The organism is Methylobacterium dankookense (genome assembly GCF_902141855.1).
Lineage (GTDB): Bacteria > Pseudomonadota > Alphaproteobacteria > Rhizobiales > Beijerinckiaceae > Methylobacterium > Methylobacterium dankookense.
Genome location: NZ_CABFVH010000006.1, coordinates 58,801 through 79,589 on the forward strand (window position 1 = coordinate 58,801; position 20,789 = coordinate 79,589).

General features: G+C 68.3%; 22 protein-coding genes. 10 read left to right on the forward strand and 12 right to left on the reverse strand.

Going from position 1 to position 20,789, the window contains the following annotated elements:
- Window positions 1-79 precede the first annotated feature (79 nt).
- The gene (locus MTDSW087_RS07170; RefSeq protein WP_144762205.1) at window positions 80-934 is read right to left on the reverse strand and encodes a hypothetical protein; all 855 of its coding nucleotides are present in this window, start codon (window positions 932-934) and stop codon (window positions 80-82) included.
- A 295-nt stretch (window positions 935-1,229) separates the two neighbouring features.
- On the opposite strand from MTDSW087_RS07170, the gene MTDSW087_RS07175 reads away from it, so the two are divergent.
- Window positions 1,230-1,721 carry a phospholipase A2 family protein gene (locus tag MTDSW087_RS07175; RefSeq protein ID WP_144762207.1) on the forward strand — a complete coding sequence of 164 codons (492 nt, stop codon included), beginning with the start codon at window positions 1,230-1,232 and terminating at the stop codon, window positions 1,719-1,721.
- Between the two features lie 61 nt (window positions 1,722-1,782).
- Here the strand turns inward: MTDSW087_RS07175 and MTDSW087_RS07180 are convergent, their stop codons facing one another.
- The gene (locus tag MTDSW087_RS07180) at window positions 1,783-2,541 is read right to left on the reverse strand and encodes a hypothetical protein (protein ID WP_144762210.1); all 759 of its coding nucleotides are present in this window, start codon (window positions 2,539-2,541) and stop codon (window positions 1,783-1,785) included.
- Between the two features lie 361 nt (window positions 2,542-2,902).
- Here MTDSW087_RS07180 and MTDSW087_RS07185 point away from each other — a divergent pair, with 361 nt between their 5' ends.
- Together MTDSW087_RS07185 and MTDSW087_RS07190 are read left to right on the forward strand one after the other, a co-directional pair.
- Window positions 2,903-5,935: a glycosyltransferase gene (locus MTDSW087_RS07185; RefSeq protein WP_144762213.1), complete on the forward strand. Its 3,033-nt coding sequence runs from the start codon at window positions 2,903-2,905 to the stop codon at window positions 5,933-5,935.
- A gap of 96 nt (window positions 5,936-6,031) precedes the next feature.
- Entirely contained in the window at window positions 6,032-6,430 is a 399-nt protein-coding gene (locus tag MTDSW087_RS07190) for a hypothetical protein (protein WP_144762215.1), read from the forward strand.
- On the opposite strand, the gene MTDSW087_RS07195 is transcribed toward MTDSW087_RS07190, so the two are convergent.
- The 3 genes from MTDSW087_RS07195 to MTDSW087_RS07205 all read right to left on the reverse strand — a co-directional run bounded on the left by MTDSW087_RS07195 (window position 6,313) and on the right by MTDSW087_RS07205 (window position 9,430).
- Window positions 6,313-7,407, reverse strand: coding sequence for a glycosyltransferase (locus MTDSW087_RS07195; RefSeq protein WP_144762218.1), 1,095 nt, complete (start codon window positions 7,405-7,407; stop codon window positions 6,313-6,315). The genes MTDSW087_RS07190 and MTDSW087_RS07195 overlap by 118 nt on opposite strands.
- Before the next feature lie 43 nt (window positions 7,408-7,450).
- Window positions 7,451-7,939: a hypothetical protein gene (locus tag MTDSW087_RS07200; RefSeq protein WP_144762221.1), complete on the reverse strand. Its 489-nt coding sequence runs from the start codon at window positions 7,937-7,939 to the stop codon at window positions 7,451-7,453.
- 732 nt (window positions 7,940-8,671) lie between these two features.
- Window positions 8,672-9,430 carry a hypothetical protein gene (locus MTDSW087_RS07205; protein ID WP_144762224.1) on the reverse strand — a complete coding sequence of 253 codons (759 nt, stop codon included), beginning with the start codon at window positions 9,428-9,430 and terminating at the stop codon, window positions 8,672-8,674.
- A 214-nt stretch (window positions 9,431-9,644) separates the two neighbouring features.
- Between MTDSW087_RS07205 and MTDSW087_RS07210 the strand changes: the two genes are divergently transcribed.
- Complete coding sequence (locus tag MTDSW087_RS07210; RefSeq protein ID WP_342353833.1) at window positions 9,645-10,034, forward strand: class I SAM-dependent methyltransferase; 390 nt, start codon at window positions 9,645-9,647, stop codon at window positions 10,032-10,034.
- Here the strand turns inward: MTDSW087_RS07210 and MTDSW087_RS07215 are convergent.
- Entirely contained in the window at window positions 9,971-10,300 is a 330-nt protein-coding gene (locus tag MTDSW087_RS07215) for a hypothetical protein (protein ID WP_144762230.1), read from the reverse strand. The two genes, MTDSW087_RS07210 and MTDSW087_RS07215, sit on opposite strands and share 64 nt — an antisense overlap.
- On the reverse strand, window positions 10,293-10,775 hold the full coding sequence (locus tag MTDSW087_RS07220; protein ID WP_186383765.1) for a hypothetical protein: 483 nt from the start codon (window positions 10,773-10,775) through the stop codon (window positions 10,293-10,295). The genes MTDSW087_RS07215 and MTDSW087_RS07220 overlap by 8 nt, the downstream gene beginning before the upstream one ends.
- A 287-nt stretch (window positions 10,776-11,062) precedes the next feature.
- On the opposite strand from MTDSW087_RS07220, the gene MTDSW087_RS30035 reads away from it, so the two are divergent.
- Window positions 11,063-11,230 (forward strand): hypothetical protein, encoded by a 168-nt coding sequence (locus MTDSW087_RS30035; RefSeq protein ID WP_186383766.1) that lies wholly within the window; start codon window positions 11,063-11,065, stop codon window positions 11,228-11,230.
- A gap of 281 nt (window positions 11,231-11,511) precedes the next feature.
- Here the strand turns inward: MTDSW087_RS30035 and MTDSW087_RS07225 are convergent, their stop codons facing one another.
- The 3 genes from MTDSW087_RS07225 to MTDSW087_RS07235 form a co-directional block, all read right to left on the reverse strand.
- Window positions 11,512-11,856 (reverse strand): hypothetical protein, encoded by a 345-nt coding sequence (locus tag MTDSW087_RS07225; protein WP_144762236.1) that lies wholly within the window; start codon window positions 11,854-11,856, stop codon window positions 11,512-11,514.
- A 1,103-nt stretch (window positions 11,857-12,959) separates the two neighbouring features.
- Window positions 12,960-13,811: a formate/nitrite transporter family protein gene (locus tag MTDSW087_RS07230; RefSeq protein WP_144762239.1), complete on the reverse strand. Its 852-nt coding sequence runs from the start codon at window positions 13,809-13,811 to the stop codon at window positions 12,960-12,962.
- 9 nt (window positions 13,812-13,820) lie between these two features.
- The gene (locus MTDSW087_RS07235; RefSeq protein WP_144762242.1) at window positions 13,821-14,564 is read right to left on the reverse strand and encodes a competence/damage-inducible protein A; all 744 of its coding nucleotides are present in this window, start codon (window positions 14,562-14,564) and stop codon (window positions 13,821-13,823) included.
- Window positions 14,565-14,660: 96 nt separating this feature from the next.
- On the opposite strand from MTDSW087_RS07235, the gene sfsA reads away from it, so the two are divergent.
- Window positions 14,661-15,377, forward strand: coding sequence for a DNA/RNA nuclease SfsA (gene sfsA / locus MTDSW087_RS07240; RefSeq protein WP_144762245.1), 717 nt, complete (start codon window positions 14,661-14,663; stop codon window positions 15,375-15,377).
- A 7-nt stretch (window positions 15,378-15,384) separates the two neighbouring features.
- Here sfsA and MTDSW087_RS07245 read toward each other — a convergent pair whose 3' ends face one another.
- Window positions 15,385-16,212 carry an FkbM family methyltransferase gene (locus MTDSW087_RS07245; RefSeq protein WP_144762248.1) on the reverse strand — a complete coding sequence of 276 codons (828 nt, stop codon included), beginning with the start codon at window positions 16,210-16,212 and terminating at the stop codon, window positions 15,385-15,387.
- 142 nt (window positions 16,213-16,354) lie between these two features.
- Here MTDSW087_RS07245 and MTDSW087_RS07250 point away from each other — a divergent pair, with 142 nt between their 5' ends.
- The 4 genes from MTDSW087_RS07250 to MTDSW087_RS07260 all read left to right on the forward strand — a co-directional run bounded on the left by MTDSW087_RS07250 (window position 16,355) and on the right by MTDSW087_RS07260 (window position 19,470).
- On the forward strand, window positions 16,355-17,119 hold the full coding sequence (locus MTDSW087_RS07250; RefSeq protein ID WP_144762251.1) for an alpha/beta fold hydrolase: 765 nt from the start codon (window positions 16,355-16,357) through the stop codon (window positions 17,117-17,119).
- A 216-nt stretch (window positions 17,120-17,335) separates the two neighbouring features.
- Window positions 17,336-17,512: a hypothetical protein gene (locus MTDSW087_RS30040; RefSeq protein WP_186383767.1), complete on the forward strand. Its 177-nt coding sequence runs from the start codon at window positions 17,336-17,338 to the stop codon at window positions 17,510-17,512.
- Window positions 17,513-17,888: 376 nt separating this feature from the next.
- Window positions 17,889-18,920, forward strand: coding sequence for a glycoside hydrolase family 19 protein (locus MTDSW087_RS07255; RefSeq protein ID WP_144762254.1), 1,032 nt, complete (start codon window positions 17,889-17,891; stop codon window positions 18,918-18,920).
- 31 nt (window positions 18,921-18,951) lie between these two features.
- Complete coding sequence (locus MTDSW087_RS07260; RefSeq protein WP_144762257.1) at window positions 18,952-19,470, forward strand: hypothetical protein; 519 nt, start codon at window positions 18,952-18,954, stop codon at window positions 19,468-19,470.
- Window positions 19,471-19,594: 124 nt separating this feature from the next.
- Here MTDSW087_RS07260 and ssuD read toward each other — a convergent pair whose 3' ends face one another.
- Window positions 19,595-20,773: an FMNH2-dependent alkanesulfonate monooxygenase gene (gene ssuD, locus MTDSW087_RS07265; protein ID WP_144762259.1), complete on the reverse strand. Its 1,179-nt coding sequence runs from the start codon at window positions 20,771-20,773 to the stop codon at window positions 19,595-19,597.
- Between the last annotated feature and the right edge of the window lie 16 nt (window positions 20,774-20,789).

Consider the following 20,789-nt stretch of genomic DNA (forward strand, 5'->3'; position numbering starts at 1 on the left):
GGGATGGCGGATGCCGCCTTCTCAAGCGCCGCGCGGGCTTGGCCGAGACCGCGTCCGGTCCGATCAACCGGACGCGGTCTCAGATCTGGGAGGCGATCGAGCCGAAGCCCATGGCCCGGGCGCGGGCGCGGACCTGGGCCTTCTGATCCTCGCGCAGCTGGTCGAGGAACGGGCGCGCCACCGAGTAGATGCGCATCCCGGTGCCGATGCCGAAGGCCTCCTTCGGATCCTGCCCGGCGCGGACCATCGCGCTCTGCTGGGCGCTGATCTCCAGGAGTGCCTGTTCGAGGGGGGGCCAGTAGGGCTCCTGCTCGCGGGTGAGCCGCAGCGACAGCCGCATGCGGCGGATCTCGGCGGGGGTGAGCACGCCGCCCGGAGGCGGCTGGGCGCTCGGAAGGGCCGCCTGGAGCGGCCGGGGCGGCCTGGCTTCGGGCCTGGGCTCCGTCCTGGGCTCCGTCCTGGGCTCGGCCTTGGGCAGGGCCGCCACCCTCTGCCGCGGCGGCGGCGGCGGCGGCGCGGCCTCCTGCACCGGACCGGAATCCGTCTCGGCGGCCGGGGCCCGCGCGGACGGAACCTCGTGGAACGGAGCCCGGGACCGGGCGACGCCCCTCGGCTCAGCCGGCCGCGGCGCGGCCTCGCCCGGCGCGCTCGCGGGCGGCGGCTCGGCGCGGGACAGCGCCGGCTCGCGCAGCTCGGCGACCTCTGCCTCGGCGACGATGCCCTGCGGCCGCGGCGCGCCCTGCGGGACGGCCGGCTTCGCGCGCGATTCGAAGGGCTTCAACGCGGTCGCGTTCTCGATCAGGAGCCCCTGCTGGGCCGGCAGAACCGGCCGCTCGCCCGGCGACAGGCTGACGATCGCCAGGGCGCCGACCGCGACCGCCGCGACGAAGGCCGCGGTGCTGCCGGCCACGGCAGAGACCCGCTTCCAGTTCATGGCCCAACCTCGCCAGCCCGAGATCGCGCGGGATATCGCCGCGCCTGCGCTGCCGCCGTAGCGCGCCATCATCGCGAAGATCGGCGATCTTGCCTAGAGCACACGTTCCCGAACTGAATACCGGCGCGGCGCAACGTCGGCGTCACAATGTCGAGCCTGGGACGCACTGTCACCGCCGGCACGAAAGACCGGGCGGGAACGCGCTCGAACATCCTGATCTTGATCAGTAGGCAACACGTCACGAAACGTGCAGTATGGGCCAATAGCCTATCAAGCAGGTTTTGAGAAACGCGACATGCCCTTGCTGTCCTTTGCCGCGACGATGTTGATGAATTTGCCGACGAATTTGGAGTACAACAAGAAAGAGAACGGCGGAGTATCGACATACAAGAAGGGCGTCTATTGCGGCCCGGGCTGGGGATATACCTATCGGGATATTCTGGACGGAAAGATCAAGACCATGCCTGCGGCGGTCGACGCGATCGATAACGCCTGCAAGGCGCATGACGAATGCTATGCCGAGCACGGCTATTTTACCCAAGGATGCAACCTCGTCTTGACCGTGGACCTGGTCAAGGTCGTGACCTCCGCGGATTCGACCCCTCAGCAGAGGGCCGATGCGGCGATCATGGCCGCGATCTTCTTTATCGAGTCGCAGACGATCGATCTGGGCAAGATGTCCAAGCAGCAATACGACGCCATGCGCGACCGCATCGTCGGCTATATGGGCCAATCGGCCAACACCCTCGAACAGGCGATCCAGCGGGAGCTGATGCGCGGGCGCTGAGGCGGCGTCCCTTCCACGGGCCCGTGGAGGCCTGCCCCGCGGGCACGCCCGATCCCCGGCCTCAGCCTGCGGTGTCGGGACGAGGCGAAGTCGGCCTTGCCGGCTCACCGGCAGTGGACGCCTCGTCCTCGGGCGCGGGCTCCGGATCCGGCCTCTCCGGCTCCGCAGGCGCCTCCATCGGAGCCTCGGGCTGGATGGGATGCGCGGTCTCGGGCTCCGCCTCGGACAGGGGGTCCTGCGTCTCGGGCGGATGCGCGGGCTGTTCCGGCGCCTGCTCGGCCGCCTCGGGAGGGGGCGCGGCGGCTTCCGGCTCGGCCGCGGAAGGAGCGACCTCCTGCTCCGGCGGGGTCTCCTCCTCCGACGTCCGCGGCTCGTCGGGGGCGGGCGACGGCTCCGGCAGCGGATCCTCCGCCGGAGCGACGGGATCCTGCGGCGCCTCGGGCGGCTTCGGGTCGGGCTCCAGCAGCGTATAGTCGCGTCGGCCCAGGACGGCGGTCAGATGCGCGCCGTACGGGGCCGATGCCCGGCCGAGATTCTGCATGTCGTAGTGATAGGCCTTCAGAAGCATCTCCAGCCGGACGCTGAAGGGTGCCACCGCCAGCATCGGCAGGAGCGGCGGCTTGCGCAGGCGCGGCCGGTTCACCTGCTCGTAGATGGCCCGGGCGTCGGCGACGCAGTCGCAGAAGCTCGTGCCGATTCCGACGAGCGCCGAGAAATCCCGCCACTTGAACGGGATGTCGACGAAGCCCGTATCCAGGTAGCCGAACGGGACGTCGTAGGCGCAGGCCACGATCGCCGCATGGAGCGAGCCCGCCAGCACGAAGGAGGCGGAGGTGATCGCATCGATGAAGTCGAAGACGGCACGCTCGCTGCGCGCGACGCCCGGGCGAACGATCAGATCCGCGCCGGTCCGGTGCAGGAGGTCCGGGTCGCTGCGTGCATCCAGGAAATGCGGGACGCAAACCGTCTTGCCCCGGTACTCCTCCCGGACGGCCGGCGTGTAGACGATCGGCGCGATCAGGCCCGGATCGGCGGAGGCGGATTGCCTCGTCGGCGATTACGATCAGTTCGCCGACGCGCTGACGCGCCTGAAGCGGTCGGCAGAGCTCTGCCAGACCCTCGGCGCCGCCGCGCGGCAGGCTGTGGAGCGCAGCCATCGCTGGACGAGCACGGCCGAATCGGTGGCAGAGGCGCTCCGCCGGGCCAAGGCCGCGGCCGAGCTGCGACCGGGGCGCGAGATCATCCTGGCGGTCAACGACTACGACGTCGCCCGCTCGGTCGGCGGCGGCGCCTCACGCATCCAGCAGATCTATTCCCGGCTGGCCTCGGACTACCGGACCATCGTGCTGGCCTTCTCCAACGACGACACGCTGACCTCCGAATGGCGGGACGAGGTCTTCTACTGCCGCGTTCCGAAGACGGAAGCCCACATCGCCGAGGAAAGCCGCATCAACGCGATGTTCCACATCTCGGCCAACGATACCACGGCCTCGCAGTTCGTGGCCGAGAACAAGATGATGGTGGCCCTGTTCAGGCACCTGTCGCGCATCGCCGCGCGGGTCGTCTTCGAGCATCCCTACATGGCGCCCCTCGCGGAAGTCGTCGAGACGAAGTTCGTCTATGCCGCCCATAACTGGGAATTCAACCTGGAGGAGAAGCTGCTCCAGTATCACCCGGAGCGGACCGAGATCCTGAACGTTGCGGCGCAGGTCGAGGACTTCTGTGCCACGCAGTCCGAGCTGATCGTCTCGGTCGCAGAGAGCGACCTGACCGGCATCGTGCGGTCGAGCATCGCGCGCGGCGCCCTGTCCGGACCCGGCAGCATCGTCATCCGGAACGGCGGCGAGGATCCCGTCCCGCGTGAGCGCTTCGGCAAGATCGCCTTCGCACGGCCCTACATCGTCTTCCTGGGATCGGCCCACCCACCCAATATCGACGCCGCGCGCTTCGTGGTCGACAGGCTCGCCCCGGAGCTTCCGGCGGTCGATTTCCGCTTCATCGGCTCGGTCTGCGACTGCCTGTCGTCGGCCAGTGCCAACGTCATCCTGCACGGCGTCGTCGATCGCGAGGAGAAGTCCCGCCTCCTCTACGGAGCCGGGATCGCGCTCAATCCGATGATGGAAGGGAGCGGCTCGAACGTAAAGCTGGCTGAATATCTCGGTCACGGCGTGCCGATCGTCTCGACGCCGTTCGGCGCGCGCGGCTTCGATGCGCAGATGCGCGACTTCGTGACGGTCGTGCCGCTGGAGGAGTTCGCCGCCAGCTGCCGGACGCTGATCGACCGCCCGGTCGATGCGGCGAAGCGCGACGCCGCGATCGCCTATTTCCATGAGGCCCTGTCCCTCACCTACCTGGCCCGGCAGTTCGGCGAATCGCTGAAGGATCTGGGCCGGCCGAAGAAGCGGATCCTGGCGGTCCTCACCCGCTACAACGACCCGCCGCTGGGCGGCGCCGAGGTCCACATGCTGGAATTCCTCAAGGCGTTGTCGCGGGACGGGCGCTATCACGTCGACGTCGTGACGCCGGACATCTCGCGGATCACCGACCAGTCCCGCTTCCTCTCCACCTTTGGCGAGGGCGGCACGACCTCCGTGCCGACCGGCCTGGAGCGCGTGCATTGGGCGCGCTTCCCGCTCGACGCGCGGTCCAAGGCCGACGAGGATCGCACCTACACGATGGCGGCCCATAATTGGGACGCGCAGCTGCTGCTCGACGAGGCGCGTATCCGGTACCTGTCCCGCGGCTCGACGCATGTCGGCCTCGGCTGGGGCTGGCACGATCCGGAATCGTGGTCCGGGCGGCCCGTGCGCTGGGCGAGCTATCAGGCGATGCTGATGACCCGCGAAGCCGGCCTGGTCGTCGTGCACGGAACGGCGCCGCGGCGGACGCATCTGCGGTTCGTGAACGAGAACGACGATCTCATCCTGCAGGTGACGGTGAGCGGATCGTTCAACGTCAAGGTGGATGCGAGCCGCAGCCAGGCGGTCAAGATCGTTGCCTCGACCGAGCGTGACCCGATCGACCGCGATCCGCGGCCCCGCGCCTATGCGGTCGATTTCGTGCAGATCGGCGACCAGGTGATCGATCTCGTCGAGAATCCCTGGACGTTCGACAATCCGACCGAGGCGATCGACTTCTACTATGGCAGCCAGAACATCCGGGCGGATTTCGGCGCCAATCTGGGCGCCTCGCGCGGACCGTTCTGCGACAGCCTCAGGCTCTCGGTCGAGGCCGTCATCGGCGACTACGATCTGGTCGTGACGCACAACCCGGTGCTGAAGCACGTGAGCGACACCATCGCGGCCGCCAATGCGGCCGGCGTCCCCTCGGTCCTGGTGCCGCACCTGCACCTCGACGACGATTACTATCACTTCCCGGACATCCTGGACGCGACCCGGAACGCGACGCTGTCGCTCCTGTCGCCGAGCAGCCTGTGCCGGCTCTTCAACGCCCATGGTGTCCACAACGTGCGTCACCTGCCGGCGGGCGCCGCCTTCGCCGAGCCCGACCGTGAGGCCGTGGCCGAGTTCGAGCGCCTCTACGATTCCGCCGTTCCCTTCTTCGTGGTGCTCGGCCGGAAGAACCCGACGAAGAACTACCGCTCCATCATCGACGCCGTCGGAGTGCTCAACAAGCGGCACCGGGTGAACGTGGTGATGATCGGCGCCGACGAGGACGGGGTCCCGGTCCAGCAGAGCTGGGTGCGGTATCTCGGCTGGAAGTCGACCGGCGTCGCCGCGGCCGCTCTGAAATCCTGCCTGGGCCTCGTCACCATGAGCCGCAGCGAGAGCTTCGGCATCATCGTCGCCGAGGCTTGGCTCGCGGGCGCGCCCGTCGTCGCGAACCGCAACTGCGCCGCCTTCTGCGATCTCATCGAGGACGAGGTCAACGGGCTGCTGGCGGACGATGCCGAGCTCCCGCAGGTGCTCGAGCGCCTGATCGCCGAGAAGGATCTGGCGGGGCAGCTGGTGGCGGCGGGACGCCGGGAGGTCGAGAAATATCGCTGGAGCGCCGTCGGCGCGGAGTTCGTGGCGATCTGCGACACGGTCATCGCGGAGCGGGCGGGGACGACCGCCGGACGCGGCGCCGAGCCGCCGGCCGTGCGGCGGATCGAGCCGACCGGCGGCGGGATCGCCAGGAGCGAGGCGGGCATGGACGTGGCGCCCGCCCGCCCGCCGCTGCGGAGGCCGGTGGCGAGCCCGTTGGACGCCTGATCCGGGAGGCCGCCGCTTCGGCCGCTCGCGCGCCGGAGGGGGGTCCACGCACCGGGATCGATCAAACCGCTTTGAGGCCTCGATCCGGGGATCGGCATGAGTCTGCAGGATTTCGGCAAAGTCAATTGGTGGCTCAAGGACGAAGACAAGCAGAATTTCGGCGATTATCTCGGCTATATCCTGGGTGAGGCGATCTTCATCCGGCCGGTGCGCGAGCATTGCAGCTACAGGATCGTCGGCAGCGTGATCGCGGATTGGGACATCAATCTGGACCTCGCCCGGCCCGGGGTCCGGCCCGACGAGACGATCGCGCTCTGGTGCTGCGGCGCGCGCACGGAAACCGGGGTGAGCGAGGAGAGCCGGCGGCGGATCGTCACCTACGGCGTCCGCGGCCCGCTGACCCGGGACGTCCTCGGCCTGCCAGCCGATACGACGCTCGCCGTCAGGGCCGTCCCGCGCAAGCCGAACGCGGTCGAGATGATGGCCAGACCGTAGGCCGCGCTCTCCAGGATCTTCAGGTTGACGCCGCTGCCCGACCGGATCGGGTTCAGGGCAACATGCGCGTGCAGCAGCAGTTCATGCCGCTTCTCGTCGGACACGAAGCCGTGCGCCGTCAGGTTCGTCCCGTACGTGCCGGCGGCGAGGCAGCTCCCGAAGATGTCGAACTGCACGTCCGGGAATTGCGGCGCAAGCGTCTCGATGATGAAGTGCGCGGCTTCCGTGTTCGGCGGGTGCTTCGAGCCCCCGAAGACCACGCGCAGCGGGCCGCCCGAGCGCGGCTCCTTCTCGACGCGCTCCTGATCGATGGCCCGGTACACGATGCACCGCTCCGCCGAGGGGCGCAGATCGGCCTCGAAGGCCGTCATGTCCTCCGTCGAGCAGGCGCCGACGACGTCGGCATTCCGCAGCAGCTTGCGCTCGAGCTCGTCCACGTAGTCGTAGAGGCCGCCCTCGGCCTCGGCAGGATACTGCGACCTGACGAAGTATTGCTCGACGTTCTGTGAATTATAGAACCTGACCTTGCTGTCCATCCCGAGGAACAGGTCGTAGGTCAGCGCGTAGGGCGAGTCATGCATGATGACATCGGCCCAGTCATAATACTCGAGGTAGATCTCGTGCAGCGCCGTCACGGTCTCGCCGAGCTTCGCGACGCAGACATTCGAGATGTCCGCATGGGCGGCGGCATCGGCGTGCTTCGCCCAGATCGCGTGGAAGCGCGCCTCCTTGGGGACGCGGATCTCCTTGAAGCGCAGGTTGTGGCGGTGGGTCACCGGCGCGGCCTCGGCCACCTCCGCCGACGACAGGAGGACGACGTTATGGTCGCGGCTCAGCGCGTTCAGAAGCCCGTAGAGCCCGAGCTCGCCACCGCTGGAGCTCGGCAGGAAGGACGGGAAAAATGAAAGCGCCAAAATATTCAACGGCTTGTCCATTTTCCCCACTTCTGCTCGAGCCTGCCCCGGACCCTGTCCCAACCCGGCGGCACGACTTTCCTGACTTGCCCGGATGGACGCCGAATCAAACTTGCTTCAGAGGCGTGACCGTCGACACGACGCGCGAGAGGCTGACAAGGGTCGATTGCATCTGCCCGATGTCGTGCGACAGGGAGTTGCTGCGCACGAGGAGATTGATCGACATCAGATCCGCCAGCGCCTCGGAACTCTGGACGGGCGCGTTGAACTTCGTCAGGGACAGTTTGAGCCGACCGAATACCCCCTGGCCGAGTTCCAGATAGGGCCCGATCGCCTTCTTCAGCGTTTCCGGATCGGCGCCGCTGCGCTCCGCGACCAAGCCGATGACGTCGCGGATCCGAAGCCGCTGGACGGAACAGGCCGAGAGCGTATCCGTGACGTCGTCGATGGCCGGAAACTGCCCCGATGCATGCATGAACAGGCTGACGATCAGGGCCGCCGGCCGAGAGCGCGCCGCGAAGTTGATGTTGATGCCCGCGAACAGGGCGGAGAATACCTCCTCCGGGCTCACCTTGCGAGACCGGCGCATCTCCATCAGGAGGAGGGAGAAGTCGTCATTGTATCGCTGAAGTATGCCGGCCCATTACTTCAGATCATCCGGACGATCGATGCTGCTGCCGAACGAGAGCTGGTGACAAAAATTGATCGCATCGGAGGTCGTAACGGAATTTTTCTTTGGCACACCCCCGCTCGAGCCCACCTTCGAGACAGCGGCGATCGGCGCCGTTCGAGATGTGCCGACTCGATGATGCAGCTTCCGGGACAGGTTTTCTCGGATGGGATACATGAGATCGCTGTCTTCTATTGAAATTCTGAAAGATCTTAACTGCATTGGCAGTTGGATTTTATAACTGACTTAACGTTTAAATGCCTAATCCGGCAGCCGATAGCTGGCCTGCGATTGACAGAATGTAAATCCGATGTCAAGAGTTTGACCCGATATCCGATCCTGTAGCACCGATTAAATCGCTGTCGGTGCGGAATGCCACCAGTCGCGCGAGGCATGCCGGATCGCGTCCAGTTCTGGGCTGGTATGCGCCGGTCGGGAGCGCAGCGTTCAGCGCAGCAGAGGTCGATCCGTTCTAACCGGAACGCAGCGAAGGCTCCCGGGCGAACGGCCGAGCAACGGCTCCCATGGTCGCATCGATCCCGTAGCTTTCTCGAGCATCGGGATCGGCGTTACGGCGCGCAGGCATGGCATCAAGTGTGATTCCAGAAATCGGCAATTCTGGAACTATGCTTTTGAGCGCTGAAATTTTGCCTTCGCTCAATAATGATGATCCAGTGAGATTTTTCCGCCCCCGAGATCGCACACCTGGGAAGAAGCGGACGGCTTCAGAGAAAACACATGCCCGGAATCGTATTTCGCCTCCACCCGATCGCCGGATGCAGAGGAAAGACTCACATTGGACAGAATGATCACAATGTTCGGCCTCAGCTCGGCCTCGGCGCGCAGATCGTCTTGATATCTGTTCCGCTCCTTGCCGAACCGGGACACTTGCGCAGGGGTCATGTAGACGGCGAAGCCATACACGGCATGGTGCTCCGTGGGCTGAGCGATGTCGCCGTGGCCGAACCGCAAGCGCAGCGCGCGGCGCGCCAGCCTTTGGTTGGCCAGGCGCCAGAGCGGCCGCTTGGCCCCGGCGAAGTGCAGGCGCCATACGGGGCCGGGCTTTCGTCCCTCAGCTCGGCCATAGCGGAAGTAATGCCATAACGGATCTGCTCCATCCGCGACGACATCCGGGTTGTTCTCCAGATACCAAGCCCGATCAAAGGACGGGTGCGGCTCCGCTCCCATTGCAATGCCGTGAGTCTGATAATGCTCCGTCGGGTCACCCGGCACGGATCCGACCTGGCTCAGGTAATATTCCGTATCGAAGACTGCACAGGGGTTTCTCTTTTCTCCAGCGCCGATGCGAAGAAAATGTCCGTGCGGATCGAGACCGCTTTCCTTGACATCTGGATAGGAGTCGGTATAGTATTTTTCATCAAACAATTGAAATCTATTTTGTTTCTTAAAGAACATCCCCGACTCCCGCATACGAAAATTTGCCTACCTCATTGATTTCGGCGCCACTCCGCCTCGATAATAGCGAAGCCGGAAGATGACAACAACCCGCCCGGATTCATCCGGCCGACGTTGTGCAGAGGGCGCCGAAGCAATGGCCCGAGCCCGGAAGGAATAGCCGGCTCAGAGCCTGCCAGCGGTCGCACCGGCCGGCGATACGTCCGTCGTCACGATCAACGAGATCCTGCAGGAGAAGGGACCGAACGCCTCCTTGCTCCTCGTCAAAATCGACATCGAGGGCTTCGAGAGCGAGCTGTTCGCGTCCAACACGGAATGGGTCGACAAGGCGTTCGCGATCATCATCGAGATCCACGATGATCGACTGCCCGGCCAGCACAGCAGCCGCGCGATGCAGCGAGCCCTGTTCGGCCAGGGTGGCTACCGCATTTCCACCCTCAGGTTGTCGCACCTGCCAGGGCGGCACCGCCGCGCCGGCGTCGGGCGCTTCTGCCGACGAACGTCCCCCGAGGCCACGCGGGTGATCTCAGCGGACCACGCCTACCGCGCGTCGAATTCGGTCACGTCGAAGCACAGGTTGATCGGCCCGCCTTGCTGGGGCTGAATTCGGGCGAGCTCGTAAGAGCGGCCACGCTCGCGCGTGAACCCCTTCTCGATCGGGCGCGCGCCGGGAAAGTGTCTGGCCATCCAGTCGCGCTGCGCGCGGGCGGATTCGGATGCGGTCCTCGCACCCCTGACGACCAAGGCCGTGGCGCAGCTCAGACCGTCGCCCGAATAGCCGATCTGGCTGCCGGCGCTCTGAGCCAGCGCCGGCAACGCAGGGAGCAGAGCCAGCGCGGCCAATGCCCAGCGGCAGCGCCCGTCACGCATCGTCGCTGTGATCCAGGACCTTGCCATAGACAGCCTTCTCGTAGGCATTGCCTTCTTCGTTCGAGGGATCGCCGCTGACCGCGTCGTCGACACCGTCCTGCGCGTCCGCCCAATGCGTCAGCTCATGCAGGAGCGTCACGCCCAACAGATAGACGCGCTTGCCTTTGGTCGTCTTCACGAGGCCCCCGCCGGCCTCGAACTGCTCCACCAAGGCCTTGTCGACGCGCAGAACGTTGCTTCCCCAACTGTAGCAGCCAAAGGACTTCTTGCCGGCGCATATCAGGTTGTCGACGACCTGGATGGTCGGTTGATTGCCCCATTTCAGCGCTTTCTTGATTGTCGCGCCCGATGTCTTCCCGGACAGTTTCTGAACGGCGCTGACGATCGCGTTGACGTTCGCGACTTCCGGCATGTTGATGCGCACGTAGTAATGCAGCTTCGGAAAAGCTTTGATGGTCTGCTCGTCCATGGTCATGGGCAGCCTCCCTTGAGTTGCGCAGGCTTTGCGCATCTCCGATTCGGAAACTACTGCGGGGATTTCTAAACTTTGGTGCGTCGTCGCACAAGCGGCGACACGCCGACTGTCTTTGCAGCGGAGATGACAAGCTCTTCCAATCGCAGCGATCTTCTGCGCGGGCTGTAAATCTTGTCCGGATTCTTCGCTCCGCGCCACTCCTGCGGGCATCCGGGACCGGGGGTGGCAATAGTCTCTCGACGATTGTCGACTTCGATATCGACGCTCGGAGCCTGCTCGAGCGCCTGATGTCAGGCCGGGTTGTCGAGGGCGTTGGCGACCATGAGGCTGGCACCGCAGGCGAGGCGACCGGCGCGCTCGCGGTCTCGGCCAAGCCCGCGCGGCGCCTGAGCGAAGGCGACATCCGCCATCCCGAAGGGATCACCCGGATGTCGTATGATACCGCGTCCGGTTGATCGGACCGGACGCGGTATCAGCAAGCCCGCGCGGCGCTTGAGCGAAGGCGACATCCGCCATCCCGAAGGGATCACCCGGATGTCGTATGAGCCAGCCGAAGGTCTGCTCAGCGACCCGGCGCCGCTCCAGCACGAGGAAGCCCTTCCGATCTGGGTCCGTCTCGACGACGCGGTGACGCATGCCGTGAAGGTTGCGGTAGGGCGGCTGCAAATCCGGGGGCTGCAAGCCCGCCGCGCTCGGCTTCCGGACCGGCGTCGGCCTCGGCCTGGCGGCGGGCGCGCTACGAATCGCCGTCGAAGATCGGGCCGTGGGACGAGAGCGCGCGCATCTCCGGCAGGTGCCGCAGCGTCTCGCCCGGCCCGTAGCCGCACACCGTGCAGAACCACGCGAACCGGTGATGCGCCTGGAAGCGATGACGCCGGCCGCCCTGGGTCTCGGCGACGCCCGGCGGCGTGAAGAGCGCCATCGCGGCATCGGCCGCCGCGTAGAAGTGCTGGCGCGTCGGCCGCTCGCCGGTCTCGGCACAGTCGTCGGCCGCGTACCGGTCGCCGCCCTGCAGGCCCGGCTCCCAGGCAAAACCCCAGGCATCGCAGATCGCCCGGGCGACTTCATCGCGTGTCGGCATGCGGCCCGCCCTCCTTAGAGCCTTCCGGCCATGCTGGCCTCGCGCAATCTGAGCGCAGGGCTGCGCTCCCACTTCTGATTGACGTCAAGTTTCTCCGCATTTCCGCGCCCTGGCGGTCACGAAGCTGCGACCGCCGCGGTCCTCCCATGAGCGCCGACCATCCTGGCGAAGGACCGGACGTGTCCGTCTCGCTTGACAATGTTCCTGTTTTGTGCTCATGTGCCCGCACCTGCCGCCCGGCACCGAACGGTGTCTCACGGGGGCCTGCACCGGGGACCGACCGGAGCGGGCGCGGACGGCGGGGCGGTGCCCGCGTCGCCGGCCTCGGATCCGGCCGGCGCCCCGGGCGGCGTGCCGACGCAAGGTCGGCTCGGACAGGGGCGAGCGGCGGGCTGAGGAAATGCTCCCGCCCCGACCCCGGCCTGGGCGACCGCCAGAGTCTCGCCGGCCCGACCCACTACGAGGCGGGCCTCGCGCCGAACGGGCGTATGTCAGCGTGCACGGGGCTCAGTCCTGATCCAGGACCCGGACCCGGCCAGCGGCAGTCAGCGAGGTCGGATCACGCCGGGACAGACACCGCGACGACAAGACGGATGGGACACCGAGCGATCGGCCCTCATCCGCGGGACGCCGGGGAGCCGGCTTTGCAACGTTGCGTTCAGGGCTCCGCGGCGTCCCGCGTCACCCCGACCGCGCCAGCCATGCCCCCGGCGGACAATCCGCGCGGGGCCGAAGGCGCGTGCGCATCTCCGATACGGGACCCCGACTTCTGGATACGCGTAGGACCCGCGACAGGCCCCCGCTCCCGTTCGGGAGAGGGTTGAGGTGAGGGATGAGAACTCGACGGAGGGGGCGCGACGGTGAAGCGGATCGATCAACGCCTCATCCTGACAATTCTCGACCCTCACCCTGTCCCTCTCCCGACGGATCTCGGGCCTGCCCGAGATCCGCACCCCGATGCCCAAGTCGGGCAGGCCCGACTTGGGTGGAGAGGGAACCCGCGCCTCGTCCTGCACCGTCGCTCCATCTCCCGCACAGGGGAGCGGGAACGGATCCCGGGCAGGCCTGCATCCCGTGGGGCAGGGCGCGCCGGCCCCGCGGCCTCAGCCCGCCGCGTCGGCTTCCTTCTTCTCCTCGACCTCCGGCGCGACCTGGCCGAAATTGAGCGCGGCCACCAGCGCCACCCCGCCGAAGACGTTGCCGAGGAGCGTCGGCAGGAAGAAGCGCCAGAGATAGTCGTGGAGCGAGGCCGCCCCCGTCACCACGAGGTAGAAGGCCTCGACCGAGCCGGCCACCACATGGGCGAGGCCGCACAGGGCCACCAGCCAGGTCATCAGCAGGATGACGAAGGTCGCCGCCGCGCCGGTCGCCGGCAGGATCCAGACCATCAGGGCGATGATCCAGCCCGCGAAGACCGCCTTCACCACCGTCGCCCAGAAGCCGAAGGCGATGGTCTGGTGGCTGATCTCGGCGAAGGCGCGCTGGATCTCCGGCGGGAAGGCGCCGGAATGGGCGATCACCGCGGCGATGGCCGCGGTCGCCAGGATGTTCCCGGCGAGCACGATGGCCCAGAGCCGGGCGAGGCGCCACGCCGCCTTCAGGGTCCGGTCGTGCAGGAGCGGCAGGACCGGCGTGATGGTGTTCTCGGTGAACAATTGCTGGCGCCCGAGCACCACCACGAGGAAGCCCACCGCGTAGCCCATCCGCACCAGCACCTCGGCCCATTCCTCGGCCGGCAGGTAGCGCTTGAGGACGCCCGGCACGATCAGCGACAGGGCGATGCTGAGCCCCGCCGCGAAGGCGGAGAGGAACAGGGCGGCCCCGTGCCGGCGCAACTCCTCATTGCCGGTGCGGCGGATGACCTCGTGCAGCACGAAGGCGTCCGGCCGCCCGATCGAGCGGACGATCGCTTCGAGCTCCTCGCGCTCCTCGTCGTCGTCCTGCCGCTCCGCCATGGCCGGACCTCAGGCGGAGAGTTCGGCGACCAGCGCCTCGATCTCGGCCCGGGCGCCGGCGAGGGCCGCCGCGTCCTGGCCGCGGACCACGATGCGGTTCTCGAAGCCCGATTGCGTCATCGAGGGGTAGGAGCCGATCGAGAGGGCGGGATGGCGCTTCGCGATCTCCGCGAGCGGGGTGGCGTAGGTGCCCTCTGGCAGGTTCCGGGCGAGGATCGTCTCGGACAGGATCGGCGCGCCGCGGGCGAGGCCGGGGCCGATCTGGTCGAGCATCGCCTGCATGATCGCGGGCACGCCCGCCATGACGAAGACGTTGCCGATGTGGAAGCCCGGCGCCTTCGAGATCGGGTTGGGGATCAGCGCCGCCCCGTCCGGGATGCGGGCCATGCGCAGCCGCGCCGCGTTGAGATCCTCGGGCTTGTGCCGCTCCAGCAGCATGGCCTTGGCGCGCGGGTCCACGTCGATGCCGACGCCGAAGGCCTTGGCCACGCAATCGGCCGTGATGTCGTCGTGGGTCGGGCCGATGCCGCCGGTGGTGAACAGGTAGGTGTGGCGGGCGCGCAAGCTGTTCACCGCCTCGACGATCGCCGCCTCCACGTCCGGCACGATGCGCACCTCGCGCAAGCCGATGCCGATGGCGGTGAGGTAGTCGGCGATGGTGCCGATGTTCTTGTCCTTGGTCCGCCCGGACAGGATCTCGTCGCCGATGACGAGGATGGCGGCGGTGACGTCGGCGGTCGTGTCGGTGCTCATGCGGGGCCTGTCCGGAGGTGCTCGGGCGCAGATAGCGCGGGGCCGATGCGGCGCCACGCCTTCCGCGGGCGCCGCTCTCTCCGTAAGCCGGGAGCCATGGAGTTTCCACATCCCCTGGTCGAGGGCCGCCTGCTGCGGCGCTACAAGCGCTTCCTCGCCGACATCGCCCTGCCCGACGGCTCCGAGATCACGGCCCATTGCGCCAATCCCGGCGCGATGCTCGGGCTCGCCGCGCCCGGCGCCCGCGTGCTGCTCTCCGTCTCGGACAACCCGGCGCGCAAGCTGCGCCATTCCTGGGAGCTGGTGGAGGCCGCGCTGCCCGGCGGCCCGCAATGGGTCGGCATCAACACGCTGCGGCCGAACGCCCTCGTGGCCGAGGCCTTCCGCGGCGGCATCCTGGCGCCGCTCTCCGGCTATGACGCGCTGCGGCCCGAGGTGCGCTACGGCGCGGCGAGCCGGGTCGACTTCCTGGCCAGCGGCCCCGGCCTGCCGCCCTGCCACGTGGAGGTGAAGAACTGCCACCTGATGCGGCAGCCTCGCCTCGCCGAGTTCCCGGACTGCGTCGCCGCCCGCAGCGCCCGCCACATGCGCGAGCTCGCCGCGGTGGTGGAGGCGGGCGGGCGGGCCGTGGTGATCGTGGTGGTGCAGATGGACGCGGACGCCTTCGACGTCGCCCGCGACCTCGATCCGGCCTTCGACGCCGCCTTCCGCGAGGCCCGCGCCCGCGGCGTCGAGGCGCATGCCTATCGCTGCGCGGTCGGCCCCGGGGGCGTGCGGATCGCGCAGGAAATCCCGGTGGTCACGCCGCCCTGATATCGGCTCAGGCCCGCTCGAAGATGAGGTTCAGCCGGGTGCGGGTGCGCTCGCGGTAGCCGTGGCTCTCCAGCAGCTTCGGCAGGTCGAGCTGCCACTGGTCGACGCCGTTCTCCACCAGGATCAGGCCGGGCCGCAGGCTCTCGGGCGCCTCGCGGAAGAAGGGCTCCAGGATCAGGTCCTCGGCGCCCTCCACGTCGAGCTTGACCGCGTCGATGCGGGTCAGGCCCTCGCTGCGCACGAGATCGAGCAGCGTCACCGCCGGCACCCGGATCTGCGCGCCCTCGTTGGTGCCCACGATCTTCAGGCTCGATTCGCCGCGGTTGCGCGGGTCCACGAACAGGGTCAGCTCGCCCGCCTTGTCGGCCACCGCGCAGGCCACCGCCTTCACCGTGTGGAACGGGTTGAGGGCGATGTTGTAGCTCAGCCGGTCGAACACGTCGGGCTGCGGCTCCACCGCGACGATGCGGGCGGAGGGCCCGGCGAAGGCCGCCACGAACAGGGAATAGGCGCCGATATTCGCGCCGATATCGATGAAGGTGCAGCCGGGCGCAAGCCGCTCCTTCAGGATCGCGCGCTCGATGGGATCGAAGAACTGCGGGGTGAAGAGTACCTTCTTCTCGCAGTTGTTGTTGTAGGGGTGGAGCCGCATGCGGGCGCCGTAGCGCTCCACGTCGAGGGGCCGGCCGCGCAGGAGCGAGATGCCGAGGCGGCGCAGGAACAGGGCGAGGCGGCGCCCGTGCCAGGATTCGGCCGGGATGCTGCCGGTGCGCCGGGTGATCGCCGCGACGAGGCCGGCGGGGGCGAAGGTGCCGTAGGGCGGAACATCTGTCATTGCGGGCCGCGTGATGACAGCCGGACCCGCCGCCTGCAAGCGCGGGCATTGCCCGGCGGCATGCTCGGCGGCATGGCTCGCCATTGCTTGGCGGTGCTTGCGCGGTCTAAGCGGAGGGTGGGAGCGAGGAGACGCGGCCAGGATGCAGAGCTTCGATTCGGACGGCGTGCGGATCGCCTATATCGACGTCGCCCCCCAGGGCGGCTCGGGCGATCCGATCCTGCTCATCCACGGTTTCGCCTCGAACCACGCGGTGAACTGGGTCAACACGCTCTGGGTCCGCACCCTGGCCCAGGCCGGCTACCGGGTGATCGCCCTCGACAACCGCGGCCACGGCGAGAGCGAGAAGCTCTACGACCCCGCCCTCTACAGCTCGGAAGCGATGGCGGGCGACGCGGTGCGCCTCCTCGACCATCTCGGCATCGCGCGGGCCGACGTGATGGGCTACTCGATGGGCGGCCGCATCACCGCCCACCTCGCCCTCGACCACCGCGACCGCCTGCGCTCGGCGTTGATCGGCGGGCTCGGCATGCATCTCGTCGAGGGCCGCGGCCTGCCCGCCGGCATCGCCGAGGCCCTGGAGGCGCCCGCCGGAACGCCCGCGCCCAACCCGACGGCGGCCGCTTTCCGCACCTTCGCCGAGCAGACCCGCAGCGACCTGCGCGCGCTCGCCGCCTGCATGCGCGGCTCGCGCCAGACCCTGTCGCGGGGCGAGATCGCCCAGATCGAGCTGCCGGTCCTCGTCACGGTCGGCACCCTCGACACGGTGGCGGGGTCCGGCCCGCAGCTCGCCGCCCTGATGCCGAACGCCCGCGCCCTCGAGATCCCGGGCCGCGACCACAGCACGGCGGTCGGCGCCCGGGAGCACCGCGAGGGCGTGCTCGCCTTCCTCGCCGCCCGGCCCTGACCGCGCGGGGCGCATGAGACCAGACGGCGATGAAGGCGCTCATCGCCGTCAGCCCGTGCGACTGCACGGCGGCGGTCGTCCGCCGGGCGCCTTGTCCCGGCCAAGGGGCGGGATCGAGGCACATTGGTCGTAGAGGGCCGTCCCGCCCTCTTGAAAAAGTTTTGGCATGCCATACACCAAGCGTCGCTGTTTGCGATGCCTGGATGGAGGGATGCGATGCCGAAGCCCGTCCTTGAGGATCGTCCGATCTGGCCGGTCGTCCCGGCCGAGGCGCCGCGCGAGGTGGCGCAGGACGAGCCGGACACGAACGAGGCGCCGTCCCGGGACGAGGCCGCGCCGGAGATCCGGATCTCCGCCGACAGTTTCGAGGGCTTCGGCTCGTTCTCGAGCTGAGGCGGGCGTGGCCGACGAGCCGGAGCGCCCGCCGCCCACGCAAGAGGCCGCTCCGGCCTTCGCCGTGCGCGTCCGCCCGAAATTCCGCGAGGTCGCCCTGCCGCCGGGGCCCGCGCCCCTCGACCGCGGGGCGGACGCGGATTCCAGGACTCGGGACGAGGCCGGGCCCGGACGCCGCACCGGAGCTGCCCGATTGCAACGCGATCGGAGGCGGCTCTAGAGCGCGCTCCGCCGAAGTGGACACCGGTTCGACGAAAGAGAGCGCGTCAAAACAAAGACTTAGAGCCGATCTCGATTGCAACGCGATCGGGAACGGCTCTAGGATCCCGCTGGATGCCGTCGCGCGGTGGAGCCGGTACGGCAGGGGAGGCGCCGCATGAGAAGGCCTGAGATCGCGTCCCGGCTCGGCCAGGGGAGCCGCGCGCAGGCCGTCGCGGCGACGGATCAGGCGCTCCGATTCGCGATCTGCGACCCCGACCTCATGCGCAGGATCCGCCTCGCCTGCGCCGATGCCCTGCGGGTCGATCTCCTGTCGGACCACCAGCTCGTCGCGTACTACCTCAAGCTGCAGGACGGCACGCGCCCCTTCGCCGGGTTCGAGGGCTTCGGCGCGCCGAGCGCCTTCCATGCCAGGCTGCCGGCCCAGGCCGCGCAGCATCATGCCGTGGCGAGCCACGCCGCGCAGCATCCGGCCGCGAAGGACGCGATCACGCAGAAGCAGCTCAAGCAGATCTTCCCCAGGGCGGCCGACGATTATCTCGACCGGGTGGCGCGCGACCTCAACAGGGACCTGCCGCGCTACAAGCTCGACAGCCGGTTGCGGCGGGCCCATTTCTTCGCGCAGCTCCGGGAGGAAAGCGGGCCGGGGCTCGAGGCGACGGTCGAGAACCTGTCCTACAGTCCCGAGGGGCTGAAGCTGTTCCACTACTACAAGATCCACAAGGACGAGGCCGTCGAGGACGGCTACGAGCGCGATCCCAAGACGCGCCGGATCACCCGCGCCGCCGATCAGGAGGAGATCGCCAACAAGGCCTATGCCGGGCGGAACGGCAACGGCAGCATCGAGAGCGAGGATGGCTGGACCTTCCGGGGCCGGGGCCTGATCCAGGTCACGGGGCGGGGAAACTACGCGCAGATCACGCGGCAATACGCGGTGCTGTATGTCGAGGAGTCCGGAAACACCGCGCACTACATCAGCTTCGTGGCCAAGCCGGATCTGGTCTGCGAGTTCCCCTACAGCCTGCGGTCGGCGGTCTGCTATTGGACGCAGCACAAGCTTCATCTTCTGGCGGACAAGGGCCATGCCGATGATGACGTCGACCGGATCACGCGTGTCATCAACAGCGCCACCAAGAGCTACAAGGCGCGCTGCGAGCACTTCAAGGCGGCCTACAGCGCCTTCGGGTAGGACGATCCTCGCCGCCGCGGCCCTGCTCCTTTTGTCCGCCGCGGCCGCTTCCGCCGCGGAAGGCGGTGCGGCGGGCTCCCTCTGCCAGGGCGACGAGGACGTCCTGTTCTCGTGCGCGCTCGGCGGCCGGGTGGCGTCGCTCTGCGCCACGCTGAAGCAGGAGACGATCGAGCGGATCACCTACCGCTACGGCACCAGGGCGCGCATCGAGATCAGCTATGCGGCCGAGAGCGGCAACGGAAACCGCTTCAAGGGCACCGTCGCCCCGGCCAGCCCGCGCGCCCTGATCCGGCAGGTCTGGTTCGATCGCGGCCCGTTCCGCTACCTGCTGACCGAATGCCTCGGCGGCGATTGCGTGCGGCCCGCCGGACTGGCCGTGCTGCGCGGCGACAGGGTCGTGAAGAACGGCGGCTGCACCGGGCCGGGGAACGACCGTGCGTGGTTCTCCGACAAGCTGGTCGACTTCAAGTCCGCCGTCGCCGACAGCCGGTCGAAGACTGAGCTGCTGGTGATCGAGGACGCGGACAACATGCCGGAGAAGCTCTACTGACCGGCTTCCCGATCGATCGGATCGGTTGCCCCGGGGCGTCCCCTCCCCCTTGCGGGGAGGAGAGGGGGAATCCGCGGACGGACCGGCCCGTTCGCCGATCCGACCTCCACTTCGGCGGAGAGCCTCAATGCGCCACGACGCGCCGGGTCGGCACGATGTCGTTGGCGATGACCTCGCCGAAGGGGCCGTTGTTGCGGGCGGTAGGCGCGTCGCCGTTGCCGGTGGTGGCGCGCAAGGGCAGCTTCGGGAAGACGAGCTCGGCGAAGCGGTAGGCCTCCTCCAGGTGCGGGTAGCCGGAGAGGATGAAGCGGTCGATGCCGAGGTCGATATACTCCTTCATCCGGTCGGCGACCTGATCCGCCGAGCCGACGAGGGCGGTGCCCGCGCCGCCGCGCACCAGGCCGACCCCGGCCCAGAGGTTCGGCGAGACGACGAGCTTGTCGCGGCGTCCGCCATGCAGCGCCATCATCCGGTTCTGGCCGACCGAGTCCTGGCGCTTCAGGGTCGCCTGGGCCTGGGCGATGGTGGCGTCGTCGAGGCGCGAGATCAGGCGCTCGGCCGCCTCCCAGGCCTCGGATTCGGTCTCGCGCACGATGACGTGCAGGCGGATGCCGTAGGAGAAGGTCTTGCCCTTCTTCTCGGCCGCCTCCCGGGCGAGGGCGATCTTCTCGGCGACGCCGGCCGGCGGCTCGCCCCAGGTGAGGTAGACGTCGCAATGCTCGGCCGCGACCGCGATCCCCGCGGGCGAGGAGCCGCCGAAATAGAGCGGCGGGTAGGGCGACTGCACCGGCGGGAAGATCAGGCGGCCGTTCTCGGCGCGCAGATGGGCCCCCTCGTAGCTCACCGTGTCGCCGGCGAGCAGGCCGCGCCAGATCGTCAGGAACTCGTCGGTGACGGCGTAGCGCGCGTCGTGGTCGAGGAAGACGCCGTCGCCGCGCAGCTCGACGGGGTCGCCCCCGGTGACCACGTTGATGAGGAGGCGCCCGCCGGAGATCCGGTCGAGGGTCGAGGCCATGCGGGCGGCGGCCGAGGGCTCCATCAGGCCGGGGCGCACGGCGACGAGGAAGCGCAGGCGCTTGGTCAGGGGTGCCAGCGCCGAGGCGACGATCCAGGAATCCTCGCAGGAGCGCCCGGTCGGCAGCAGCACGCCGTAATAGCCGAGATCGTCCGAGGCTTGGGCGATCTGGCGGAGATAGTCGAGGGAGACGGCCCGCGCGCCCTCCGCGGCGCCGAGATAGCGGCCGTCGCCGTGGGTCGGCAGGAACCAGAGGACGTCGGTGCGCCCGTCGGTCTGTTGGGTCATGGATCGGCTCCGAGGC